This window comes from Kitasatospora sp. NBC_00070, from assembly GCF_045041205.1.
Taxonomy (GTDB): domain Bacteria; phylum Actinomycetota; class Actinomycetes; order Streptomycetales; family Streptomycetaceae; genus Kitasatospora.
The window spans coordinates 6816854-6834878 of record NZ_CP108247.1; the positions used below are offsets into that span (position 1 = coordinate 6816854).

General features: G+C 73.9%; 18 protein-coding genes. 5 read left to right on the top strand and 13 right to left on the bottom strand.

Annotated features, from left to right (window positions below; translation table 11 throughout):
- Position 1: 1 nt before the first annotated feature.
- Genes OHV05_RS30940 through OHV05_RS30980 form a run of 9 tightly spaced genes read right to left on the bottom strand, consistent with a single transcriptional unit; the run spans position 2 to position 7403 of the window.
- Complete coding sequence (locus OHV05_RS30940; RefSeq protein ID WP_405020610.1) at positions 2 to 535, bottom strand: acetyl-CoA carboxylase biotin carboxyl carrier protein; 534 nt, start codon at positions 533 to 535, stop codon at positions 2 to 4.
- On the bottom strand, positions 532 to 2223 hold the full coding sequence (gene accA / locus OHV05_RS30945) for an acetyl-CoA carboxylase carboxyl transferase subunit alpha (protein ID WP_405020611.1): 1692 nt from the start codon (positions 2221 to 2223) through the stop codon (positions 532 to 534). The genes OHV05_RS30940 and accA overlap by 4 nt, the downstream gene beginning before the upstream one ends.
- 33 nt (positions 2224 to 2256) lie before the next feature.
- Positions 2257 to 2589 (bottom strand): TcmI family type II polyketide cyclase, encoded by a 333-nt coding sequence (locus OHV05_RS30950; RefSeq protein ID WP_405021586.1) that lies wholly within the window; start codon positions 2587 to 2589, stop codon positions 2257 to 2259.
- A gap of 5 nt (positions 2590 to 2594) precedes the next feature.
- The gene (locus OHV05_RS30955) at positions 2595 to 3050 is read right to left on the bottom strand and encodes an SRPBCC family protein (RefSeq protein WP_405020612.1); all 456 of its coding nucleotides are present in this window, start codon (positions 3048 to 3050) and stop codon (positions 2595 to 2597) included.
- 1 nt (position 3051) lies between these two features.
- Complete coding sequence (locus tag OHV05_RS30960; RefSeq protein WP_405020613.1) at positions 3052 to 3306, bottom strand: acyl carrier protein; 255 nt, start codon at positions 3304 to 3306, stop codon at positions 3052 to 3054.
- Positions 3307 to 3340: 34 nt separating this feature from the next.
- A complete protein-coding gene (locus OHV05_RS30965; protein WP_405020614.1) occupies positions 3341 to 4573 on the bottom strand; it encodes a ketosynthase chain-length factor in 1233 nt (410 codons plus the stop codon).
- A complete protein-coding gene (locus OHV05_RS30970; protein ID WP_405020615.1) occupies positions 4570 to 5835 on the bottom strand; it encodes a beta-ketoacyl-[acyl-carrier-protein] synthase family protein in 1266 nt (421 codons plus the stop codon). Before OHV05_RS30970 ends, OHV05_RS30965 begins: the two co-directional genes overlap by 4 nt.
- Positions 5832 to 6257: a cupin domain-containing protein gene (locus tag OHV05_RS30975; protein ID WP_403031106.1), complete on the bottom strand. Its 426-nt coding sequence runs from the start codon at positions 6255 to 6257 to the stop codon at positions 5832 to 5834. The genes OHV05_RS30970 and OHV05_RS30975 overlap by 4 nt, the downstream gene beginning before the upstream one ends.
- Before the next feature lie 54 nt (positions 6258 to 6311).
- The gene (locus OHV05_RS30980; RefSeq protein ID WP_405020616.1) at positions 6312 to 7403 is read right to left on the bottom strand and encodes a SchA/CurD-like domain-containing protein; all 1092 of its coding nucleotides are present in this window, start codon (positions 7401 to 7403) and stop codon (positions 6312 to 6314) included.
- Positions 7404 to 7720: 317 nt separating this feature from the next.
- On the opposite strand from OHV05_RS30980, the gene OHV05_RS30985 reads away from it, so the two are divergent.
- Entirely contained in the window at positions 7721 to 9352 is a 1632-nt protein-coding gene (locus OHV05_RS30985; protein ID WP_405020617.1) for an FAD-dependent oxidoreductase, read from the top strand.
- Between the two features lie 108 nt (positions 9353 to 9460).
- On the opposite strand, the gene OHV05_RS30990 is transcribed toward OHV05_RS30985, so the two are convergent.
- Positions 9461 to 10213, bottom strand: coding sequence for a polysaccharide deacetylase family protein (locus OHV05_RS30990; RefSeq protein ID WP_405020618.1), 753 nt, complete (start codon positions 10211 to 10213; stop codon positions 9461 to 9463).
- 291 nt (positions 10214 to 10504) lie between these two features.
- On the opposite strand from OHV05_RS30990, the gene OHV05_RS30995 reads away from it, so the two are divergent.
- Positions 10505 to 10906 carry a hypothetical protein gene (locus OHV05_RS30995; RefSeq protein WP_405020619.1) on the top strand — a complete coding sequence of 134 codons (402 nt, stop codon included), beginning with the start codon at positions 10505 to 10507 and terminating at the stop codon, positions 10904 to 10906.
- Between the two features lie 107 nt (positions 10907 to 11013).
- Entirely contained in the window at positions 11014 to 11712 is a 699-nt protein-coding gene (locus tag OHV05_RS31000; protein ID WP_405020620.1) for a class F sortase, read from the top strand.
- A gap of 25 nt (positions 11713 to 11737) precedes the next feature.
- On the opposite strand, the gene OHV05_RS31005 is transcribed toward OHV05_RS31000, so the two are convergent.
- Positions 11738 to 12463: a TetR/AcrR family transcriptional regulator gene (locus tag OHV05_RS31005; protein ID WP_405020621.1), complete on the bottom strand. Its 726-nt coding sequence runs from the start codon at positions 12461 to 12463 to the stop codon at positions 11738 to 11740.
- 70 nt (positions 12464 to 12533) lie between these two features.
- On the opposite strand from OHV05_RS31005, the gene OHV05_RS31010 reads away from it, so the two are divergent.
- On the top strand, positions 12534 to 14117 hold the full coding sequence (locus OHV05_RS31010) for an FAD-dependent monooxygenase (protein ID WP_405020622.1): 1584 nt from the start codon (positions 12534 to 12536) through the stop codon (positions 14115 to 14117).
- A gap of 255 nt (positions 14118 to 14372) precedes the next feature.
- Positions 14373 to 16004, top strand: coding sequence for a cellulose binding domain-containing protein (locus tag OHV05_RS31015; RefSeq protein ID WP_405020623.1), 1632 nt, complete (start codon positions 14373 to 14375; stop codon positions 16002 to 16004).
- A gap of 76 nt (positions 16005 to 16080) precedes the next feature.
- Here OHV05_RS31015 and OHV05_RS31020 read toward each other — a convergent pair whose 3' ends face one another.
- Together OHV05_RS31020 and OHV05_RS31025 are read right to left on the bottom strand one after the other, a co-directional pair.
- A complete protein-coding gene (locus OHV05_RS31020) occupies positions 16081 to 16740 on the bottom strand; it encodes a hypothetical protein (protein ID WP_405020624.1) in 660 nt (219 codons plus the stop codon).
- Positions 16741 to 16752: 12 nt separating this feature from the next.
- Positions 16753 to 18000 (bottom strand): 2-isopropylmalate synthase, encoded by a 1248-nt coding sequence (locus OHV05_RS31025; protein ID WP_405020625.1) that lies wholly within the window; start codon positions 17998 to 18000, stop codon positions 16753 to 16755.
- Positions 18001 to 18025 lie beyond the last annotated feature (25 nt).

Sequence of the window (18025 nt, forward strand, 5' to 3'; positions counted from 1 at the left end):
CTCAGGCGTCCTCACCGGTCGGCACCGGCTCCAGGGCGATCAGCCGCTGCTGGAACTCGACCGCCGTGGCGTCCGGCGTCAGGATCCCGACCACCCGCCCCGCCACGTCAGCCTCGACGGTGCTCATCATCTTCATGACCTCCAGGATGCCGACCGGCTGGCCGACCACGACCAGGTCGCCGACCGCGACCAGCGGCGGCGCGCCCGGCTCGCGCGCGTGGTAGAAGGTCCCGACCATCGGCGCGCACAGGTAACCGAGCGCACCGTCGTCCTCGGCCACCGGCGGTGGGGGAGCCGTCCCGGCGGCGGGGGCGGTCGCCGGCTGGTCCGGCCACTCCATCTCGACCGTGGTGCCGCCGTGCTGCAGGCGGATCCTGCTGGGCGGCTTCGGGGAGGAGCGGGCCAGCTCCGCCACACTGCGGCAGACCGCGTCCAGGTCCGCCGGACCGTCCGTGGCGGGCGGGCCGAAGGCGAGGCTCCGGGTCGGGCGGGCCCAACTGCCGCCGTTCTCCTGCAAGGTGTTCTTGGTGGTCACTCCGCACCTCTTCCAGCCGGGGGCTTGGCCGCGAGGCCGAAGTCGTGGAACCGGCTCTTGCGTTTCTGGAGCAGTCGCCCGGGCTCCCACGGGATCAGCTCGCCGAGCGCGGCGGTCAGCGCGGCGCCCAGCATGGTGGCCGCACCCGCGTGGTCCTGGTGAGCGCCTTCGGTGGGCTCGGGCACGATGCCGTCGACGATGCCGAGCCGGAGCAGGTCCCCGGCGTGCACCCGCAGGGCGGCGGCCGCGGCGGGCGCCGCCGTCCGGTCCTTCCAGAGGATGGCGGCACAGCCTTCGGGACTGATCACCGAGTAGACGCCGTTGGCGCTGATCAGCACCCGGTCGGCGACGGCCAGGGCGAGCGCGCCGCCGCTGCCGCCCTCGCCGATCAGCACGGCGACGATCGGGACCGGGAGCCTGGCCATCAGCCGGAGGTTCTCGGCGATCGCGTTCGCCTGGCCGCCCCGTTCGGCGTCCGGGCCCGGGTTGGCACCGGGGGTGTCGATCAGGGTGACCAGCGGGAGGCCGAGCTTGGCGGCCATCCGCATCAGCCGGGCCGCCTTGCGGTATCCGGCGGGGGCCGCCATCCCGAATCTGCGGCGCTGCCGTTCGGCCAGGTCGGGGCCGCCCTTGTGATGGCCGATCAGCATCACCGGCAGGCCGGCCAGCCGACCGGGGCCGCCGACGATGGCGGGGCAGTCCTCGGTGAGCCGGTCGCCGTGCAGCTCCTGGAAGTCGTCCAGCAGGTGCCCGACGTAGTCGAGGGTGGTCGGCCGGTCCGGGTGCCGGGCCAGCCGGACCGACTCCCAGGAGTCGCGCTCCAGCAGGTCGTCCAGCTGACTGCCGATCAGCTCGTCCGGCGGGGAGTCCGCGACGGGTGCCACCCGGTGCCGGGGTGAGCGCAGACCGAGCAGCCGGCCGAGCGTCGGGCGCAGCGCGGACCGTGGCACCACGTCGTCCACCATGCCGTGTTCGAGCAGGAACTCGGCGGTCTGGAAGCCCTCCGGCAGGCTCTCCCCGGTGGTCTGTTCGATCACCCGCGGTCCGGCGAAGCCCATCCGGGCCCCGGGCTCGGCGATGATCACGTCGGCCAGGGTGGCGAAGGAGGCCGCCACGCCCCCGTAGGTGGGGTCGGTGATCAGCGAGACCACCAGGACGCCCGCCTCGTCGAGTTCGGCCAGCGCCAGCGCGGTCTTGGCCATCTGCATCAGGGAGAGCACCCCCTCCTGCATCCGGGCCCCGCCCGAGGCCGTCACCAGCAGCAGCGGGACCCGCAGCCGCAGGCTGGTGTACGCGGCCTCGGTGATCAGCGCACCGACGCCGCAGCCGAGACTGCCGCCGAGGAAGCGGAAGTCCATCACGGCCACCACCACCGGCTGGTCCTCGATCCGGCCGGTCGCGCAGATCACGGCCTCGTGCAGGCCGGTGCTGGTCCGGGCGTCGAGCAGCCGGTGCGGGTAGGGCCGGCTGTCGACGAACTCCAACGGGTCGTGCAGCGGCTCCACGTGGTCGATCGGCACCGCCGAGCCCGGGTCGAGCAGTTGCTCCAGTCGCTGATGGGCCGTCAGCATGGCGTGCCGGCCGCACTCCGGGCAGACCCGCAGGGCCCGCAGGAAGCGCTTGCCGTAGACCAGGGCGGCGCAGTCCTCGCACCGCACCCAGTCGGGCAGTTCGTCGGTCTCGACCATGTGGGTCGTTCCTCTCCGGTTCCGGGAGCGGCATCACGCGGTGCCGGAGCGCTCCCAGCGGTAGAACTCGTGGGCCATGGCGTCCTTCGGTTCGCGCCAGGTCTCCGGGTCGTACGCCTGGACGTACGTGGTGAGCAGCCGGCTGACGTCCCGGAACTCCGGGTGCCCGGCCAGCTTGGCGACCTCGGGACCCGGAGGCCGTTCGGCCTCGATCAGGTGCAGGTAGAGGTCGCCGAACTGGAACAGGCTGCGGCCGGTGACGCCGATCAGGTGCGGCAGTTCGCCCCGGTCCGAGTGCCCGAAGACCTCGGCGATGCCGGCGGCCGAGTCGGGCTTCATCCGGGCGACGATGAGTGCGCGGTGCATGGTGCTCACGCCCTCCCGGTCCGCTTCTCGACCTTGGCCCTGATCAGCTCCAGCTGGGTCCGCGAGTTGCGGTTGATGTGGTTGGTCATGGCGGCGTCGTCGACCGGGGCGGTGGGCTTCATCGCGAAGTCCTGGATCCAGCGCATCCGGGTGCCGTCCGGCAGCTCGGTGTACTCCCACCGGATGTCCATGAACTCGAACGGGCCCGGCTCCACCCGCCTGGCCCGGACCGCGAGTCCGTGGCGGTCGGTCTCACGCTCGGAGACCCAGCTCCAGACCGTGCCGTTCTCGTCGGGGTGCATGGTCAGCCGGAAGGTGGTGAGCTCGCCCTCGCGCTCCAGCACCTCGACGGCGGCGTACTCGCTGAACAGCTGCGGCCAGTTCTCCAGGTCGTTGGTGATCTCCCAGACCAGGCCGACGGGCGCGGCGATGACGATCTCGTTGTCGGTGTGTCCGGGCATCTCAGGCTCCTGCCGTGATGGAGGTGTTGACCGCGTCGAGGAACTCGTCCGGGGACTTGGACATCTCGGCTCCGGCGGCGATCTTCCGGCCGTAGCGGTTCTCCAGTTCGCCCACGATGCCGAGCAGGCCCAGCGAGTCCACGCCGAACTCGTCGAAGGTGGCGCTGGGGTTGCGGAGCGCTTCGGGCTCGATGGTGATGCCGGCCCGGGTCTTGATCAGCTGGGCCAGTTCGCCGTGTGTCAGGTGCTGGTTCATCAGGTGGTTCTCCTTGACTGGATCGGAAAAGGGGTCAGGGCCGGCGCAGCACCAGGGCCGCGTTGGAGCCCATCAGGCCCCGGCTCAGGACCAGGGCGGTCCGCAGCTCGGCGGAGCGCGCGAAGCCGGTCACCAGGTCGAGGCCGTGGCGGACGTCGGTGACGTTCGGGGTGGGCGGCACCAGGCCCTGCTCCATGGCGAGCACCGCGGCGGCGGTGTCGAGCAGCGGGGCACCGCAGTAGGCGCGGCCGGTGCCGGCCTTGGGCGCGGTGACCGGGACGTGGGCGGCGTGCTCGCCGAGGGCGTCGGCGATCGCGAGCGCCTCGGCCCGGTCCGCCTCGGGCACCCCGAGCGCGTCGGCGAAGACCACGTCGATCTCGTCGGGGGCGCACCGCGCCTCCTCCAGCGCGCCGCGGATCGCCCGGGCCAGCCCGTGCCGGGACTCCGCCCAGCGCGAGGCCCCGGTGAAGGTGGCCGCGTGACCGGCCAGTTCGGCCCGGATCCGGGCGCCGCGGCGGCGGGCCGAGCTCTCCTCCTCCAGCACGAACATCGCACCGCCCTCGGCGGGGACGAATCCGCAGGCCCCGGCGTCGAACGGCAGGTAGGCCCGGTCCGGGTCCTCGCCCAGGCTGAGTTCGCCGTACCCGAGCTGACAGACCATCGAGTACGGAGCCAGCGGTGCCTCGGCGCCGCCCACCACCACGGTGTCGGTGCCGCGCCGGACGGTGCGGACGGCGTGGGCGAGCGCGTCGAGACCGCCGGCCTCGTCACTGGCCACCACCGCGCAGGGCCCCTTGAAGCCGCCGCGGATCGAGACCTGGCCGGTGCTGGCCGCGTAGAACCAGGCGATCGACTGGTACGGGCCGACGAAGTGCGGTCCCTGGGACCAGAGTTGCTGGAGCTCGCGCTGGCCGAACTCGCCGCCGCCGGAACCGGCGGCGGTCACCACGCCCACCCCGAAGGGCGGTCCGGCCCCGGCGTCGAAGCGGGCGTCCGCCAGCGCCAGGTCGGCCGCGGCCATCGCGTAGTGGGTGAACCGGTCGGTCTGGACCAGGTACCGCCCCTCGACGGCCTGCTCGGCGTCGAAGCCGCGGACCTCGCCCGCGATCCGCAGCGGCAGGTGGGCGCAGCCCTCGCGGGTGACCGGGCCGAGCACGGAGGTGCCCTCCCGGGTGGCCTTCCAGAAGTCGTCCGCGCCGATCCCGTTGGGTGCCACCACCCCGATTCCGGTGACCACCGTGCGGCGGTCGGGTCGGGTGACCGTCATACCGTGGCCCCCGCTCTGCGGAGCACCACGGCGGACTGGAAGCCGCCGAACCCGCTGCCCACCGAGAGGACGTTGCGCAGCGGGACCGAGCGGGCGGTCCTCGGCACGTAGTCGAGGTCGCACTCCGGGTCCGGGCTCTCGTAGTTCGCGGTCGGCGGCACCACGCCGTGGGCCAACGCCAGGGCACAGGCCACCAGTTCGATCGCACCGATGGCGCCGAGCGAGTGCCCGACCATCGACTTGATCGAGCTCATCGGGGTCCGGTACGCGTGCGCGCCCAGCGAGCGCTTCACGGCCGCCGTCTCGTGCCGGTCGTTCTGCTTGGTGCCGGAGCCGTGCGCGTTGACGTAGTCGATGTCGGAGCTGTCGACCCTGGCGTGGGCCAGCGCGCGGTCGATCGCCTCGGACATCTCCAGGCCCTCCTGGGTCAGACCGGTCATGTGGTACGCGTTGCCGAAGGTGGCGAAGCCGCCGATCTCGCAGTACACCCGGGCGCCGCGGCGCCGGGCGTGCTCCAACTCCTCCAGCACCAGGACGGCGCCGCCCTCGCCGAGCACGAACCCGTCCCGGCCGGCGTCGAACGGGCGGGAGGCGTGCGCCGGGTCGTCGTTGCGCTCGGAGGTCGCGTGGATGGCGTCGAAGCAGGCCACCGTGATCGGTGAGATCGGCGAGTCCGCGGCACCGGCGACGCAGACGTCGGCCCGGCCGTCCTCGATCGCCTGGAAGGCGTAGCCGACCGCGTCCAGCCCCGAGGTGCAGCCGGTCGAGACGGTCTGCACGGGGCCGTGGGCGCCGGTCTGCTCGGCCACCGCCGAGGCCAGGGTGCTGGGCGAGAACGCCCGGTGCAGCTGCGGTGCGGCCCGGCGGTGGTCGACGTCCCAGCGTTCGCCCGAGTCGCTCACCCGGACGTAGTCCTGCTCCAGCCGGGTGGTGCCACCGACCGCCGTGCCCAGTGAGACCCCGATCCGCCAGGGGTCCTCGGCCGCCACGTCCAGACCGGCGTCCCGGACCGCCTCGGCGGCGGCCACCAGTGCGAACTGGACATACCGGTCCGAGCGGGCGACCTGGTCGGCGTCCAGACCGGCGGCCGCCGGGTCGAAGTCGCACTCGGCGGCGATCCTGGACCGGAAGCCCGCCGGGTCGAACAGCGTGATGCCGCGGGTCGCCGTGCGGCCGGCGGTGAGCAGCTCCCAGAACGCCGGGACGCCGGTGCCGCCGGGGGCGACGATGCCGATACCGGTCACCGCCACCCGCCGGTTCATGAGACGACCTCGGCGTGTTCCGGCGGTGAACCCTCCGGGGTGTCCTCGGTGTCCACGTGTCCGAGGTCGGGCCGGGGGGCCAGCGGGCCGAGGTGGAACACCATCCGGGCCTCGGTGCTGCCGACGTTGCGGAACCGGTGGCGCATGCCGATCGGGATCATCAGGCCCTGGTCGGGGGCGAGGGCCTGCGGGACACCGTCGAGATCCACCTCCAGGCTCCCGCTGACCACGTAGACGAACTCCTCGGAGTACGGGTGGTAGTGCTCACCGATCCGCTCCCCCGGCTGCACGATCGCCAGCCCCATGAAACCGCTGGTGGCTCCCACCGCGGTCGGGGTGAGCATGGCGCGGAGGTCGCCGCCACGTCGCCGGTTGGGTTCGGCCTCGTCGACGTGCACGATGCGTGGGAACTGCGTGGTCATGATGACTTCCTCCAAATACCTGTGCAGGGACGGTCCCTGCCGGCCGGTCTGCGGTCAGGAGTCCGTGGCGCGACGGTCCGTGACGAGCGACATCCGGCACTCGTCGAGGAACCGGCCGAGCTCCGCGCCGACCCGCAGGTCGTGACCGCCGAGGTCGACCAGGCGGCTGAGCACGCCCGCGGCACGGGGGCCGACCACGCCGAGCGCCAGGCCGGGCACCGACTCCGGAGCGGCCGTCAGGTCCACCACCCGGACCACGGTGTCCTCGCGCTGGAAGACGGTGCTCGCCACCAGCGGGCTCGCCGGGTCCTCGGTGGCGAGCCGGTCCTGACGGGCCAGCAGGGCGGCGACCGCCGCACCGCAGCCGGGCCGGACCGGATAGCTCAGAGCGTGCCGGGCGACCCCGGCCGACGGCATCCCGGGCGCCGCCACATGGTGGACCGCGGGCAGCGCCGCCCGGATGAAGAACGACCGCGCGGACTCCGCGTCGGTGAGGTCCCGGGCCTCCTCGAGGTACGGGTTGATCGCCTCCTCGACCGCCCTGACCTCGGGCTGCCGCGCCACGTGGCGCAGGGCGGCGGCGAGGTCGCCGGCCACCTCGACGGACCGCACCACCCGGTTGCCGCGCATGAAGAGCGAGGTCCGGCAGAGCCGGGTGCGCTCGTCTACCCGGGCGGCGGGCGAGGCGTAGCCCGCCAGGATCCCGGCCACGGTGCGTTCGCTGCCGGGCTTCACCGTGAAGGTGAGGGCGTGCCGGACGGTGCCGTCGGTGACCGGTGCCGGTCCGTCGAAGGTCTCCGACCCGGCGGTCTCCCGCATGATGCTGAAGCGCAGCGAACGGGTGTCCCGCACGCACCCGTGCAGGGGGCGCACCATCTCGCGGTGCGCCTCGCTGTCCACCCACGCCAGGAAGGGCCGGGCGCTCTCCCACTCGCTGGTGATCAGCCACTGCGCCGGGTCCTCGATGGACTGGCACAGCTGGTCGCTGACATGGCCCGGGACCGAGGCCACCTGGTGGCGCAGCTGCTCGTACGCCTCCAGGAAGCGCTGTTGTGCGCCGTCCTGGATGTCGCACAGCAGCACCACCCGGAGCCGGGGGGTGCTCAGCGCCGGACGGCGCGACACGGGTTGGGTCAGAGTCGTCATGTTCCGCTTCTCCTTGAGGGGTGAACAGTCCCCGGCCGCGGCTGCCGTCTGCTCGCCGCTGACCCCTCGTCCGGCGCCACCGGGTCGGGCGACTGCCCGTGCTCGCTTCCGGCGGTCTCGCTCCTGGAGGCCCGAGGTCGATCGTGGTTCGCCTGTCCGCGCGGCGCGAGGGCTGGAAGCCATCTGAGCGAAAAACGCCGGGACATGTCATCCCTGACCGGGCATCAATCCGTTCCGCACCCGAGGCTGGAGGCGGGCCCACCGATCGCGGCGACGGCTCCGACGCGCCGCGCGCCCCGAACCGACAGGAGCGATTGATGAACTCGAAGGCCGAGGACCGGGTACCGGTCCTCATCGTGGGCGGTTCCCTGGTGGGGCTGTCCGCCTCGCTGTTCCTCGGCCGGCTGGGTGTCGGACACCTGCTGGTCGAGAAGCACGCGGACACCTCGCACCACCCGCGCGGACGCGGCAACAACGTCCGGACGATGGAGCTGTTCCGGGTGGCGGGGGTCGAACAGTCGATCCGCGAGGCCGCCTCGGTGCTGGCCGACAACCACGGCATCCTGCAGGCCGACACGCTCGCCGGGCTGGACCAGGAGTGGCTGTTCAAGGAGATCGACCCGGGCGGCGGGCTGGCCAGGTTCAGCCCGTCCGGCTGGTGCCTGTGCAGCCAGAACGACCTGGAGCCGGTCCTGCTGCGACAGGCCCGCCAACTCACCGGGGAGTTGCGGTTCGGCACCGAACTGGTCGACTTCGAGCAGGACGCCGACGGGGTGACGGCCGTGCTCCGGGACCGGGGGAGCGGCGAGCGGCGGACCGTTCGGGCCGACTACCTGGTCGCCGCCGACGGGCCGCGCAGCCCGGTCCGGGAACGGCTCGGCATCGGCCAGGCCGGGCCCGGCGACCTGTTCCACAACGTCAGCATCACCTTCCGGGCGAAGCGGATCGCCGACGTGGTCGGCGAACGACGGTTCATCGCCTGCTACCTGACCACGCCTCAAGGACCCGGCGCTCTGCTGCCGGTGGACAACCAGGAGCAGTGGGTCTTCCACGCCCCCTGGCACCCCGAGCAGGGCGAGACCCTGGAGGACTTCACCGACGAGCGCTGCGTCGCCCACATCAGGGCGGCCGTCGGGGTGCCCGACCTGGAGGTCGAGATCACCGGCAAGGCCCCCTGGCATGCCGCCGAGCGGGTCGCCGAACGCTACGGCGCCGGCCGGGTCTTCCTCGCCGGCGACTCCGCGCACGAGATGTCGCCGACCGGGGCGTTCGGCTCCAACACCGGTATCCAGGACGCCCACAACCTGGCCTGGAAGCTGGCCGCCGTGCTGGGCGGCTGGGCCGGGCCCGCGCTGCTGGACACCTACGGCGAGGAGCGGCAGCCGGTGGCGCGCGCCACCAGCGCCCGGGCCTCCGCGCGCTCCGCCGAGCACCGGCACCCCGGCTACGAGGCGGCGCCGGGCACCGGACGGCAGGCCAACGTGCTGGCCGTGGCGCTCGGTTACCGCTACCCGGTCGGTGCGGTGGTCGGGACCGACCCGACCGGCCCGGCCGTACCGGAGCGGTTCGAGGCGGTGGGCGAGCCCGGCAGCCGCGCCCCGCACGTCTGGGTGCACCGGGCGGGCGTCCGGCTCTCCACCCTGGACCTCTTCGAGACCTCGCCGACCCTGCTGACCGGGCCCGAGGGCGAGCCCTGGTACCTGGCGGCACAGCGGGCCGCCGAGCGGCTCGGGGTCCCGCTGGCGGCGTACCGGATCGGCACCGACCCGGCGCACGAGCTGGCGCCCGAACCCGGCGCCGACTGGGCGGCGGCGTACGGCGTGAACGCCGGGGGCGCGGTGCTGGTCCGGCCGGACGGATTCGTGGCCTGGCGGGCCGAGGGTCCGCTGCCGGACCCGGCCGCGGTGCTCGACCAGGTCCTCAAGTCGCTGCTCCGGCTGGGTTCCTGACGTTACGGTGGCGCTCGGTCCGAGCCGAGCGCCACCGCGGCGCCGCCCGGGGCGGCCTGGCCCGGACGGCGGAGCGCACTCTCGGCACCGGGAGCACGCGACGGCGCCTCAGCGCGGAGCCGTGAACCCGTAGCCGTCGTCGATCAGCACCGGCAGGTAGGCCCGCAGCGCCGCGATGGTCTGCGAGCGGTCGCCGCCGCCGTCGTGGTTGAGCACGATCGAGCCGGGCCGGACCGCCTTCAGCACCCGGTCGGTGATCAGCGAGGTGCCGGGCCTGGCCCAGTCGCGGGGGTCCACGGACCAGCCCATCGGGCGCATGCCCAGGTCCGAGCTGGTCCGCAGGGCGACGGGTGACCAGTCCCCGCCGGGGGCCCGGAACCAGGTCGGGGGCTTCCCGGCGGCGGCCTGGAGGACGTCGGAGGTGCGCGCCAGCTCGTCCCGGACCTGGGCCTCCGAGAGCCGGCGCAGGTCGGGGTGGGTCCAGGTGTGGTTCGCCAGGTGGTGCCCCTCGGCCGCGATCTCGCGGACCAGGCCGGGCTGGTCGGCGGCGTTCTCGCCGACCAGGAAGAAGGTGGCCCGGATCCCGTACTTGCGCAGCAGGGCCAGCACCGCGGGTGTGTGGGTGGGATCGGGGCCGTCGTCGAGCGTCAGCGCCACCAGCTTGTCGGTGGACGGGAGTTCGTACACCGGGTCGTCGACCGCCCGCGGCACCGGCTTGGCCGGGCTGAGGACGGGAGCCGGCTCCGGGGCGGCCGACGGCGAAGGTACGGCGGCGGGGGTGGAGGAGGCCGGGGAGGCGGGGCCCGCGTCTCCGGAGCCGACGAGTGGTGCGCCGCAGGCTCCGACGGTCAGGAGGGTCACTCCGGCGACGGACAGAAGCTTTCTGCGGCTGATGATCTGACGGTGCGACAGCATGTTCCATCTGTCGCACGGAAGTCCTGGGACGGCGCGGCCGAGCGCTCCACCCGGGGGAGCGGCACCCGTCCCAACGGCGGAGCCCGGCACTCGAACGGTCCAGCCTCCCTCACCCGGATGACCCTCCCAGTGGCGTTCCGCGGATCGGCAACTGACGGTGAGTGAGGCGCACCATGGGCTCGTTCGTCGACGAAGTGTCGGCTGCTCTTGGGTAGGCGCCGGAAGGATCCAGTCCCCATGCGTTCTGAATGCGCTTTGCTCGCCGGAGCGGCCACCGCCGCCATTCTCGTCCTCGGCGCTCCCACCGCCCAGGCGGAGACCGTCCCCGGAACCCCCAACGGCCGGACCGCCCAGCAGCAGCCCCGTGCCGTCGACGACCAGAAGGTCTGGCAGGAGGCTCCGGCCGCTCCGGAGGGGAAGAAGGCGGCGACCGACCAGCCGCCCGCCCCCGAGAAGAAGCCCGAGCCGGAGTCGTCCTCGCAGCACGCCCAGAAGCCGCACGGCGGCGTGCACACCGGTGGCGGCGGGCTCGCCGTCTCCGGTGGCGGCCTGGCCTCGGGCGCCGTGCTGCTGGCCGGCGGTCTCGGCATCGGCGCCTACACCCTGCGGCGCCGCACCTCCGGGAGCGGCCCGGCCTGACCTGGCCCGCCCGCAGCCTCGTGTCGTGGCCGCCGCCCCGGGCAGCGGCCACGACGGGGCCCCGGGGAGCCCGGACCACCGCACGCCCCGAGAGAGGAGCCGGCCCGATGGGCCGTCAGACAGCGCCGAGCGGCGGACCCGCCACCGATCCTCCGGCCACCGCCGAGGGGAGCCTCAGGCCCTTCCGGTGGGCGATGGCCGCGGCCGCCCTCGGGCTCCTGGTGATGTACCAGTCCGTGGACACCAGCCCCGTGACGCCCCGTCAGGTGGCTGCCGCCGCCCCGGCCGCCACTCCCGGGGACCGACCGTCGTCCGCTGCGGTCCCGGCGGCTCCCACGCTGCCCCGCTCCCGTCCGGTCAAGCTGTGGATCCCCCAGCTCTTCGTGGAGGCGCCGTTCGTCGAACTGGGCCTGGACCACGCCGGCGCGCTGGAGGCCCCGGCCAAGGACAACCGCAACCTGGTCGGGTGGTACCGGGACGGCGCCGCCCCCGGCGAGCGCGGCAGCGCGGTGGTGGCCGGTCACGTGGACACCACCACCGGCCCGGCGGTCTTCCTGATGCTGCATCTGCTGACCCCGGGGAGCACGGTCGACATCACCCGCGAGGACGGCATCGTCGCCACCTTCGCGGTCGACTCCGTCCAGACCTTCCCCAAGGACCGCTTTCCGGACGAACAGGTGTACGCGGACACCGACGCGGCGCAGCTCCGCCTGATCACCTGCGGCGGCGCGTACGACCGGCAGCGCAAGGACTACACGGACAACGTGGTGGTCTTCGCACACCTCAAGTCCTCGCGGCAGACCTGACCGCACCCCGGTCGGGTGCCGAGCGTCAGGCCGGGTCGCCGAGGGCGCGGGAGAGGCCGTCCAGGAGACAGCCGAGGCCGAACTCGAACCGGGCCTCGGCGTCGGGGTGGCCCGCCTCCAGGATCCGGCGGTTGAAGTGCGGGTGCCGCCCCGAGTCGACGACCTGGCGGACGTAGGCGCCGACCGACGTGCGCCACTCCTTCTTGGTCAGGCCGGTGCTGCGCTGCGCCTGCAGCTCGGCGAGTTCGGTGCCGACGGCCCCCAGGACGTAGGTGTTGAGGGTGTCGACCACCATCGAGGCCCGGGTGGGGTCGTCGGTGGCCCGCCCGGCCACGCCCAGCGCGTGGTCGGCGCGCGCGATGACGTTGGGGCCGAGTGCCGGGCGTTGGCTGGCCTGCTGAGCGAGCCACGGGTGCCGGAGCAGCGAGGCGCGGAAGTCCCTTGCGATGGTGGCCAGTTGCTCGCGCCAGTCGGCTGCCTCGGCCGTCGGCTGCGGGAGCGGTTCGTCGTCGTACACGGCGTCGACCATCAGCTCGACCAGTTCGTCCCGGCCGGTGATGTGCCGGTAGAGCGACGTGGTCCCGGTGCCCACCTCGGTGGCGATCCGCCGCATGGTCAGGGCGTCGAGGCCCTCCGTGTCGGCGAGGTGGATCGCGGCGCGCACGATCTTCTCCTCGCTGAGGGCGGGGCGGCCGACGCGTGCGCGGTCGCGCATCCAGACCAGGGTCGCGGGCTGTTGGGGGGAAGGCATGGGAACAGTGTATTCGGTCGGCTACAGTGTTCCCAGAAGCGGGAACGATGTTCCCAAGAAGGGGGTTTCCATGTCTGCCGAAACACTCAGGACACCGGTCGTCATCGTGGGCGGCGGCACCGTCGGGCTCGCCACGGCGGTGTTCCTCGCCCACCACGCGGTGCCGTCCCTGGTGCTCGAACGCCGCGCCGCCCCGTCCGGCCACCCACGTGCCCTGGGCATCAGCACGCGCACCCTGGAGCTCTTCGCGGAGGTCGGACTGCGGGCGGAGCTGGACGCCGTCGCGGTGCGGTCGGCCGAGCTGCGGAAGGCGGACGCCCGCACCGTCGCCGAGATCGACCGCACCGGGGCGCCCCCGGCGGGGCCGCCGGCCGCCGCCTTCGCCCACTCCCCGGAGCGGCCGAGCGGGCACTACCCGCAGGACCGGCTGGACGCCTTCCTGCTGCCGGCCGCCCGGGCCCGGGGCGCGAGGGTCGAGTTCGGTGCCGAGGTGACCGGGATCGACCAGGACGGGCAGGGCGTCTCGGTGACGCTCGCCGACGGGCGCACGGTCCGCGCCGACTACCTGGTGGGTGCCGACGGGGTGAACAGCTCCGTGCGCACGGCGCTGGGTGTGGGCACCACCGGCCCGGGGGAGATCGGCCGGACCACCATGAACATCCTCTTCGAAGCCGACCTGGTCGGCCGTTTCGGCTCGATGCCGAGCATGACGGAGATTCAGCACCCCGAGGCCCCCGGCATGCTGCTGGCGGTGGGCGAACGGCGCTGGGTGCTGCACGTGGTCGTGCCGCCGGGCGAGGACGTGCTGTCGGACGAGCGCTGCGCGGCCGCGGTCCGGACGGCGATCGGGGTGGACGACGTGCCGGTCCGGGTGCTCGCCGCGCTGCCCTGGCGGGCGACCGTACGGCTGGCGGACCGGTTCCGGGTGGACCGCGCGTTCCTGGTGGGCGACGCGGCGCGGGCCATCTCCCCGCTCGGCGCCTTCGGCCTCAACACCGGGCTGGCGGACGCGCACAACCTCGCCTGGAAGCTGGCCATGGTGCTGGCCGGACAGGCCGGTGACCCGCTGCTGGACAGCTACCACGACGAACGCCGCGCGGTGTCCGAACTGGTCACCCGGCAGGCCCTGTTGCGTTGGGACACCCCGCGCCTGCACTGGGACCCGTCGGCGGTGCGGGAGCGGGCCGCCGCCGGTGCGTGGAACGCGCCGCTGGTGACCACCGCCTACCGCTACGCCTCCCGCGCGGTCGTCGACCCGGTCGCCGACCTGCCCTCCACCGAGGACGTCGGCGCCGCCCGCGACGCGGCGCCCGGCTCGCTGGTTCCGCACCGGCGGCTCGGCGACGGCCCCGACGACTCGACCCTGTACCTCAACGACTCCCGCTTCGCGCTGCTGACCGGCCCGGCCGGACGGGGCTGGGAGGATGCGGCCCGCGCGGCCGGCGGCGCCCGGGGCATCGACCTGCGTACCGTCCCGCTCGACGCGCAGACCTCCTCCTCGATGGGCCTCGGGCCCACCGACGCCCTGCTGGTGCGGCCGGACGGCTTCATCGCCTGGCGCGGTGGCGGCGCGGCCGATCCGGACCTGCTGGAGCGGGTCGTCGCCACCGTCACCGGACGGGGTGTTCCGGCCCGGGAGCGGTCGGGCGGCTGACGGTCGGTCATGCGGGTGTGGGGGAAAGGGCATTCTCAACTGCGGCTTAACCGGGCCGTAAGGGCTGTTCAAGCGGGGGACCCCCAACGGGGCGGACCGGCCTGGAAGGCGGGCAAAGCTTCGGTTATCAAGAAGCTTTCCTATTGACGGCCCCCAATGGTCTGGACCATCTTGTGGAGGCCGCGCGGTTGCTTCCCCCACACACCTCGGCGGCGCGGTCCGCCGCGCCGCCCCACAGCCGAGGAGAGCTCGCCCATGAGGCGCGTCGCCTTGCCCCTTGCCGCCGTCACGGCCGCAGCCCTGACCGCCGTTCCGCTCTCCGCCGGCGGGGCGTCCGCCGACACCGGCCTGACCGGGCTGATCGCCACCTACGCGGTCACCTCCAACTGGCAGACCGGTTTCGAGGCCGGATACACCGTCACCAACCGCACCAACGCCACCGTCAGCACCTGGTCGCTCTCCTTCGACCTGCCGACCGGCGAGACCGTCACCGGTGCCTGGAACGGCACCCTGACCTCCACCGCCGTCACCGGTGGCCGGCGCTACACGGTCACCCCGCCCAGCTGGGCCGGTCCGCTGGCGCCCGGCGCCACGGCTGCCGTGGTCGGGTTCGACGTGTCCAACGGCAGCACGGCCCAGACCGCGCCCGCCAACTGCACGGTCAACAACAAGCCGTGCGAGGGCCTGCCCGCCGACACCGCCGCCCCGACCGTCCCCACCGGTCTGAAGGTCAGCGGCACCGGCCCCGGCACCGTCGCGCTCTCCTGGAACGCCGCCACCGACAACCAGGCCGTGGCCGGCTACCACCTGCGGGAGGGCGGCGCGGTGGTGGCCACCACCACGGGCACCACCGCGAACCTGACCGGACTGCTCCAGGGCAGCACCCACGTCCTCGGCGTCTCCGCCTTCGACGCCGCCGGCAACGAGTCGGCCGTCTCGGCCACGGTGTCGGCCACGGCCGGCAGCGGTACCACCCCGGGTGCCTCGGCCCCGTACGTCGACCTGGGCGCCTACCCGACGCCGAGCCTGACGGCGCTCGCCGCCGCGAGCGGCCTCAAGCAGTTCTCGCTCGCCTTCCTGATCAACGGCAGCCAGCCGTGCACCGCGAGCTGGTTCGGCGCCTTCGACCCGGCCACCGGCTGGTACAAGGAGGAGCTGGACGCCTTCCGCGCGGCGGGCGGCACCGTCCGGCCCTCCTTCGGCGGGGCCAACGGCACCGAGCTGGCGCAGTCCTGCACCACCGTCGCCGCGCTGGCGGCGCAGTACCAGAAGGTCGTCGACGTCTACGGCCTGGACCGGATCGACTTCGACATCGAGGGCACCGCGGTCGTGGAGCGGGCCTCGGTCGACCGGCGCTCGGCGGCCGTCGCGCAGGTCCAGGCCGCGCAGCGGGCCAAGGGCCGTGACCTCAAGGTCAGCCTGACCCTGCCGGTGCTGCCCAGCGGTCTGACCACCGACGGCGTCTACGTGCTCCAGTCCGCGAAGAACGCGGGTCTCGCGGTGGACGTGGTCAACGCGATGTCGATGGACTTCGGCGACTCGGCCGCGCCGAACCCGAGCGGGAAGATGGGCGCGTACGTGATCCAGTCCGCGCAGTCCACCCAGGCGCAGGTCCGGCAGGTCTGGCCGAACCTGACGGCCGCTCAGGCCTGGGCCACGGTCGGGGTGACGCCGATGCTGGGTCAGAACGACACCGCCTCGGAGGTGTTCGGCCTGGCCGACGCCCAGCAGCTGGTCACCTTCGCCCAGCAGAACCACCTGGGCGAGCTGGCCTTCTGGGAGATGACCCGGGACGCCAACGCCTGCACCGGCTCGCTGCCCAAGTGCACCAACGTGCCGCAGACGCCGTACCAGTTCTCCAAGCTGTTCGCCGGCTTCACCGGCTGACACCGCGTCGCACCGGGTCCGGCCCGCGCCGGGTGGACCGCCTCGTCGGCGGGTCCACCCGGCGCGGGCCGGACGGCTACCTTCCCGCAGTGCGCAGCCGGTCGAGGTAGCGGCCGGGGTCCGCTCCGTGGGCCCGGTCCTGGGCGCCGGGGCGGACGTGGGACAGGGCGCCGTCCGGGGCGATGCGCAGCATGGTGGTGGCGGCGTGCGGGGCGTCGAGGTCGCGCAGGCCGTCCCCGTCGGTGACCGGGACGTCGGGGCCGAACATCGCGGTGGCTTGGGCGGCGGTGGCCGCCGGGGCCTGCCCGGTCCGGTTGGCGCTGCTGACGTACAGACGGGGGAAGCGGGCCAGCAGCGGGGCCAGCGGCTGCCAGCGGGCGCCGAAGAGCAGCAGGTGGCCGTCGCGCAGGGCGGGTCGGGCCCAGGCAGGTGGCGGGGTGGCGGCGCCGACGGGGACCAGCAGGGTGACCAGTTCGACCCGGAGCAGGGCGGTCGCCGTGTCGAGCGCGGCGGGTGTCAGGTCGAGCGCCGGGGTGAGGTCGCGCCAGGTGGTGTCGTCGTGGACCCAGAGCGCGACCTCCTGGTCGGCGGGCCGGGCCTTGGCGGTGTTGACGGTCAGTGGGCCGGTGGCGGCCACCACGTAGGTCAGCGGGCTGGGGTTGGGCAGGACGACGGCTCGTCCGGCGGTCAGGGCGTCGGCGGCGGGGCCGGTGTCGAGCGGGGAGGCGGCCGGCATGGGGTGGTCCGTTCAGCGGGCGGATGAGGTGGTCCCGGCGGCCTGCGCGGTGAGGCCGTCGAGGTAGGCGGCGAAGTCCGCGTCGGCGACCACGGCCTGGCCGCGCCGGTAGGCGCGGTCCTTGACCCAGGTCAGGGCGGTCCGGGTCAGCTCCTGGTCCAGGGTGTACCCGAGGCGTTCGGCGACCGCGCGCAGCACGCGGTGGCTGGCGAGGTGCGTCAGCACCACGGTCGGGGCCAGGCCGAGGTGCTGCTGCGGATCGTACGGCTGGAAGGTCTGCGGGTGGGTGAAGGGGGTGCCGGTGGAGATGCTGGCGACCCCGGTGCCCACGACAGGGGTGGTCACGGTGAGCGGGACGCCGGTCTCGGCGGACACCATCCGGGCGATCCCGGGCAGCCGGGTCAGGTCCGGTGCGGTCCACCAGGGTTCGCAGTCGGGCCCGAGGACCTGGGCGGCCTTGGCCGGGTCGTGGGCGAGCAGGAAGAGCAGTTGCTCGGTGGCGACCATGCCGCTGCGCTCGGCCATGCCCAGCCAGGAGCAGGCCGCCACCCTGACCCCGCTCTCCAGCGCGGCCAGGGTGTTGGCCAGCCCCAGCCCGAGGTCGTTGTGCAGGTGCGAGACCAGCACCGCGTCCGGTCCGGCCCCGGCCGCGACCTGCCGGAACAGTGCCCGGGCCTGACCCGGCATCAGGTCCCCGACGGTGTCGGCCAGCACGATCGTGCCCGCGCCGTGCGCGGTCAGCGCTCCCGCGTACTCGGCGACCAGGGCGTGGTCCGCGCGGGGCGCGTCCACCAGGCAGACGTCCACCGCGATGCCGTCCGCGAGGTCGACGGCCTCCTTGACCACCTCCAGGCCACCGGCCAGCGCCGTCCGGGCGTCGGCGTGCACCAGGGCGCGGGCGGTCGCCTCGGACGCCGCCACGATCACCATCACCCGTGCGTGCGCCGCGTCCCGGACCGCGCTCAGCGCCAGCCGCACGTCCTGGACGGTGCCCCGGCAGATCGCCGTCGGGCTCACCGAACCCTGGGCCTCCAGTGCGACCTGACGGGTCGCCTCGAACTCCTGCCGGCACACGGAGGGGAAGCCCGCCGCGAACACCACGTGCCGGGGCCCGTCGGTACCGAACACCGCCCCCTGCTTGCGGGCCAGCCGGACCCGGAAGCCGGCGCCCATCAGGGTCTTGGCCTGCGCCCCGTCCCGCGCCGACTCCTCGAAGAACACCACCCGGCCGGCCTGGGCCGACTCCCGCACCACGTCCACTGCCCGGCTCCCGTCCCAGTGCGGC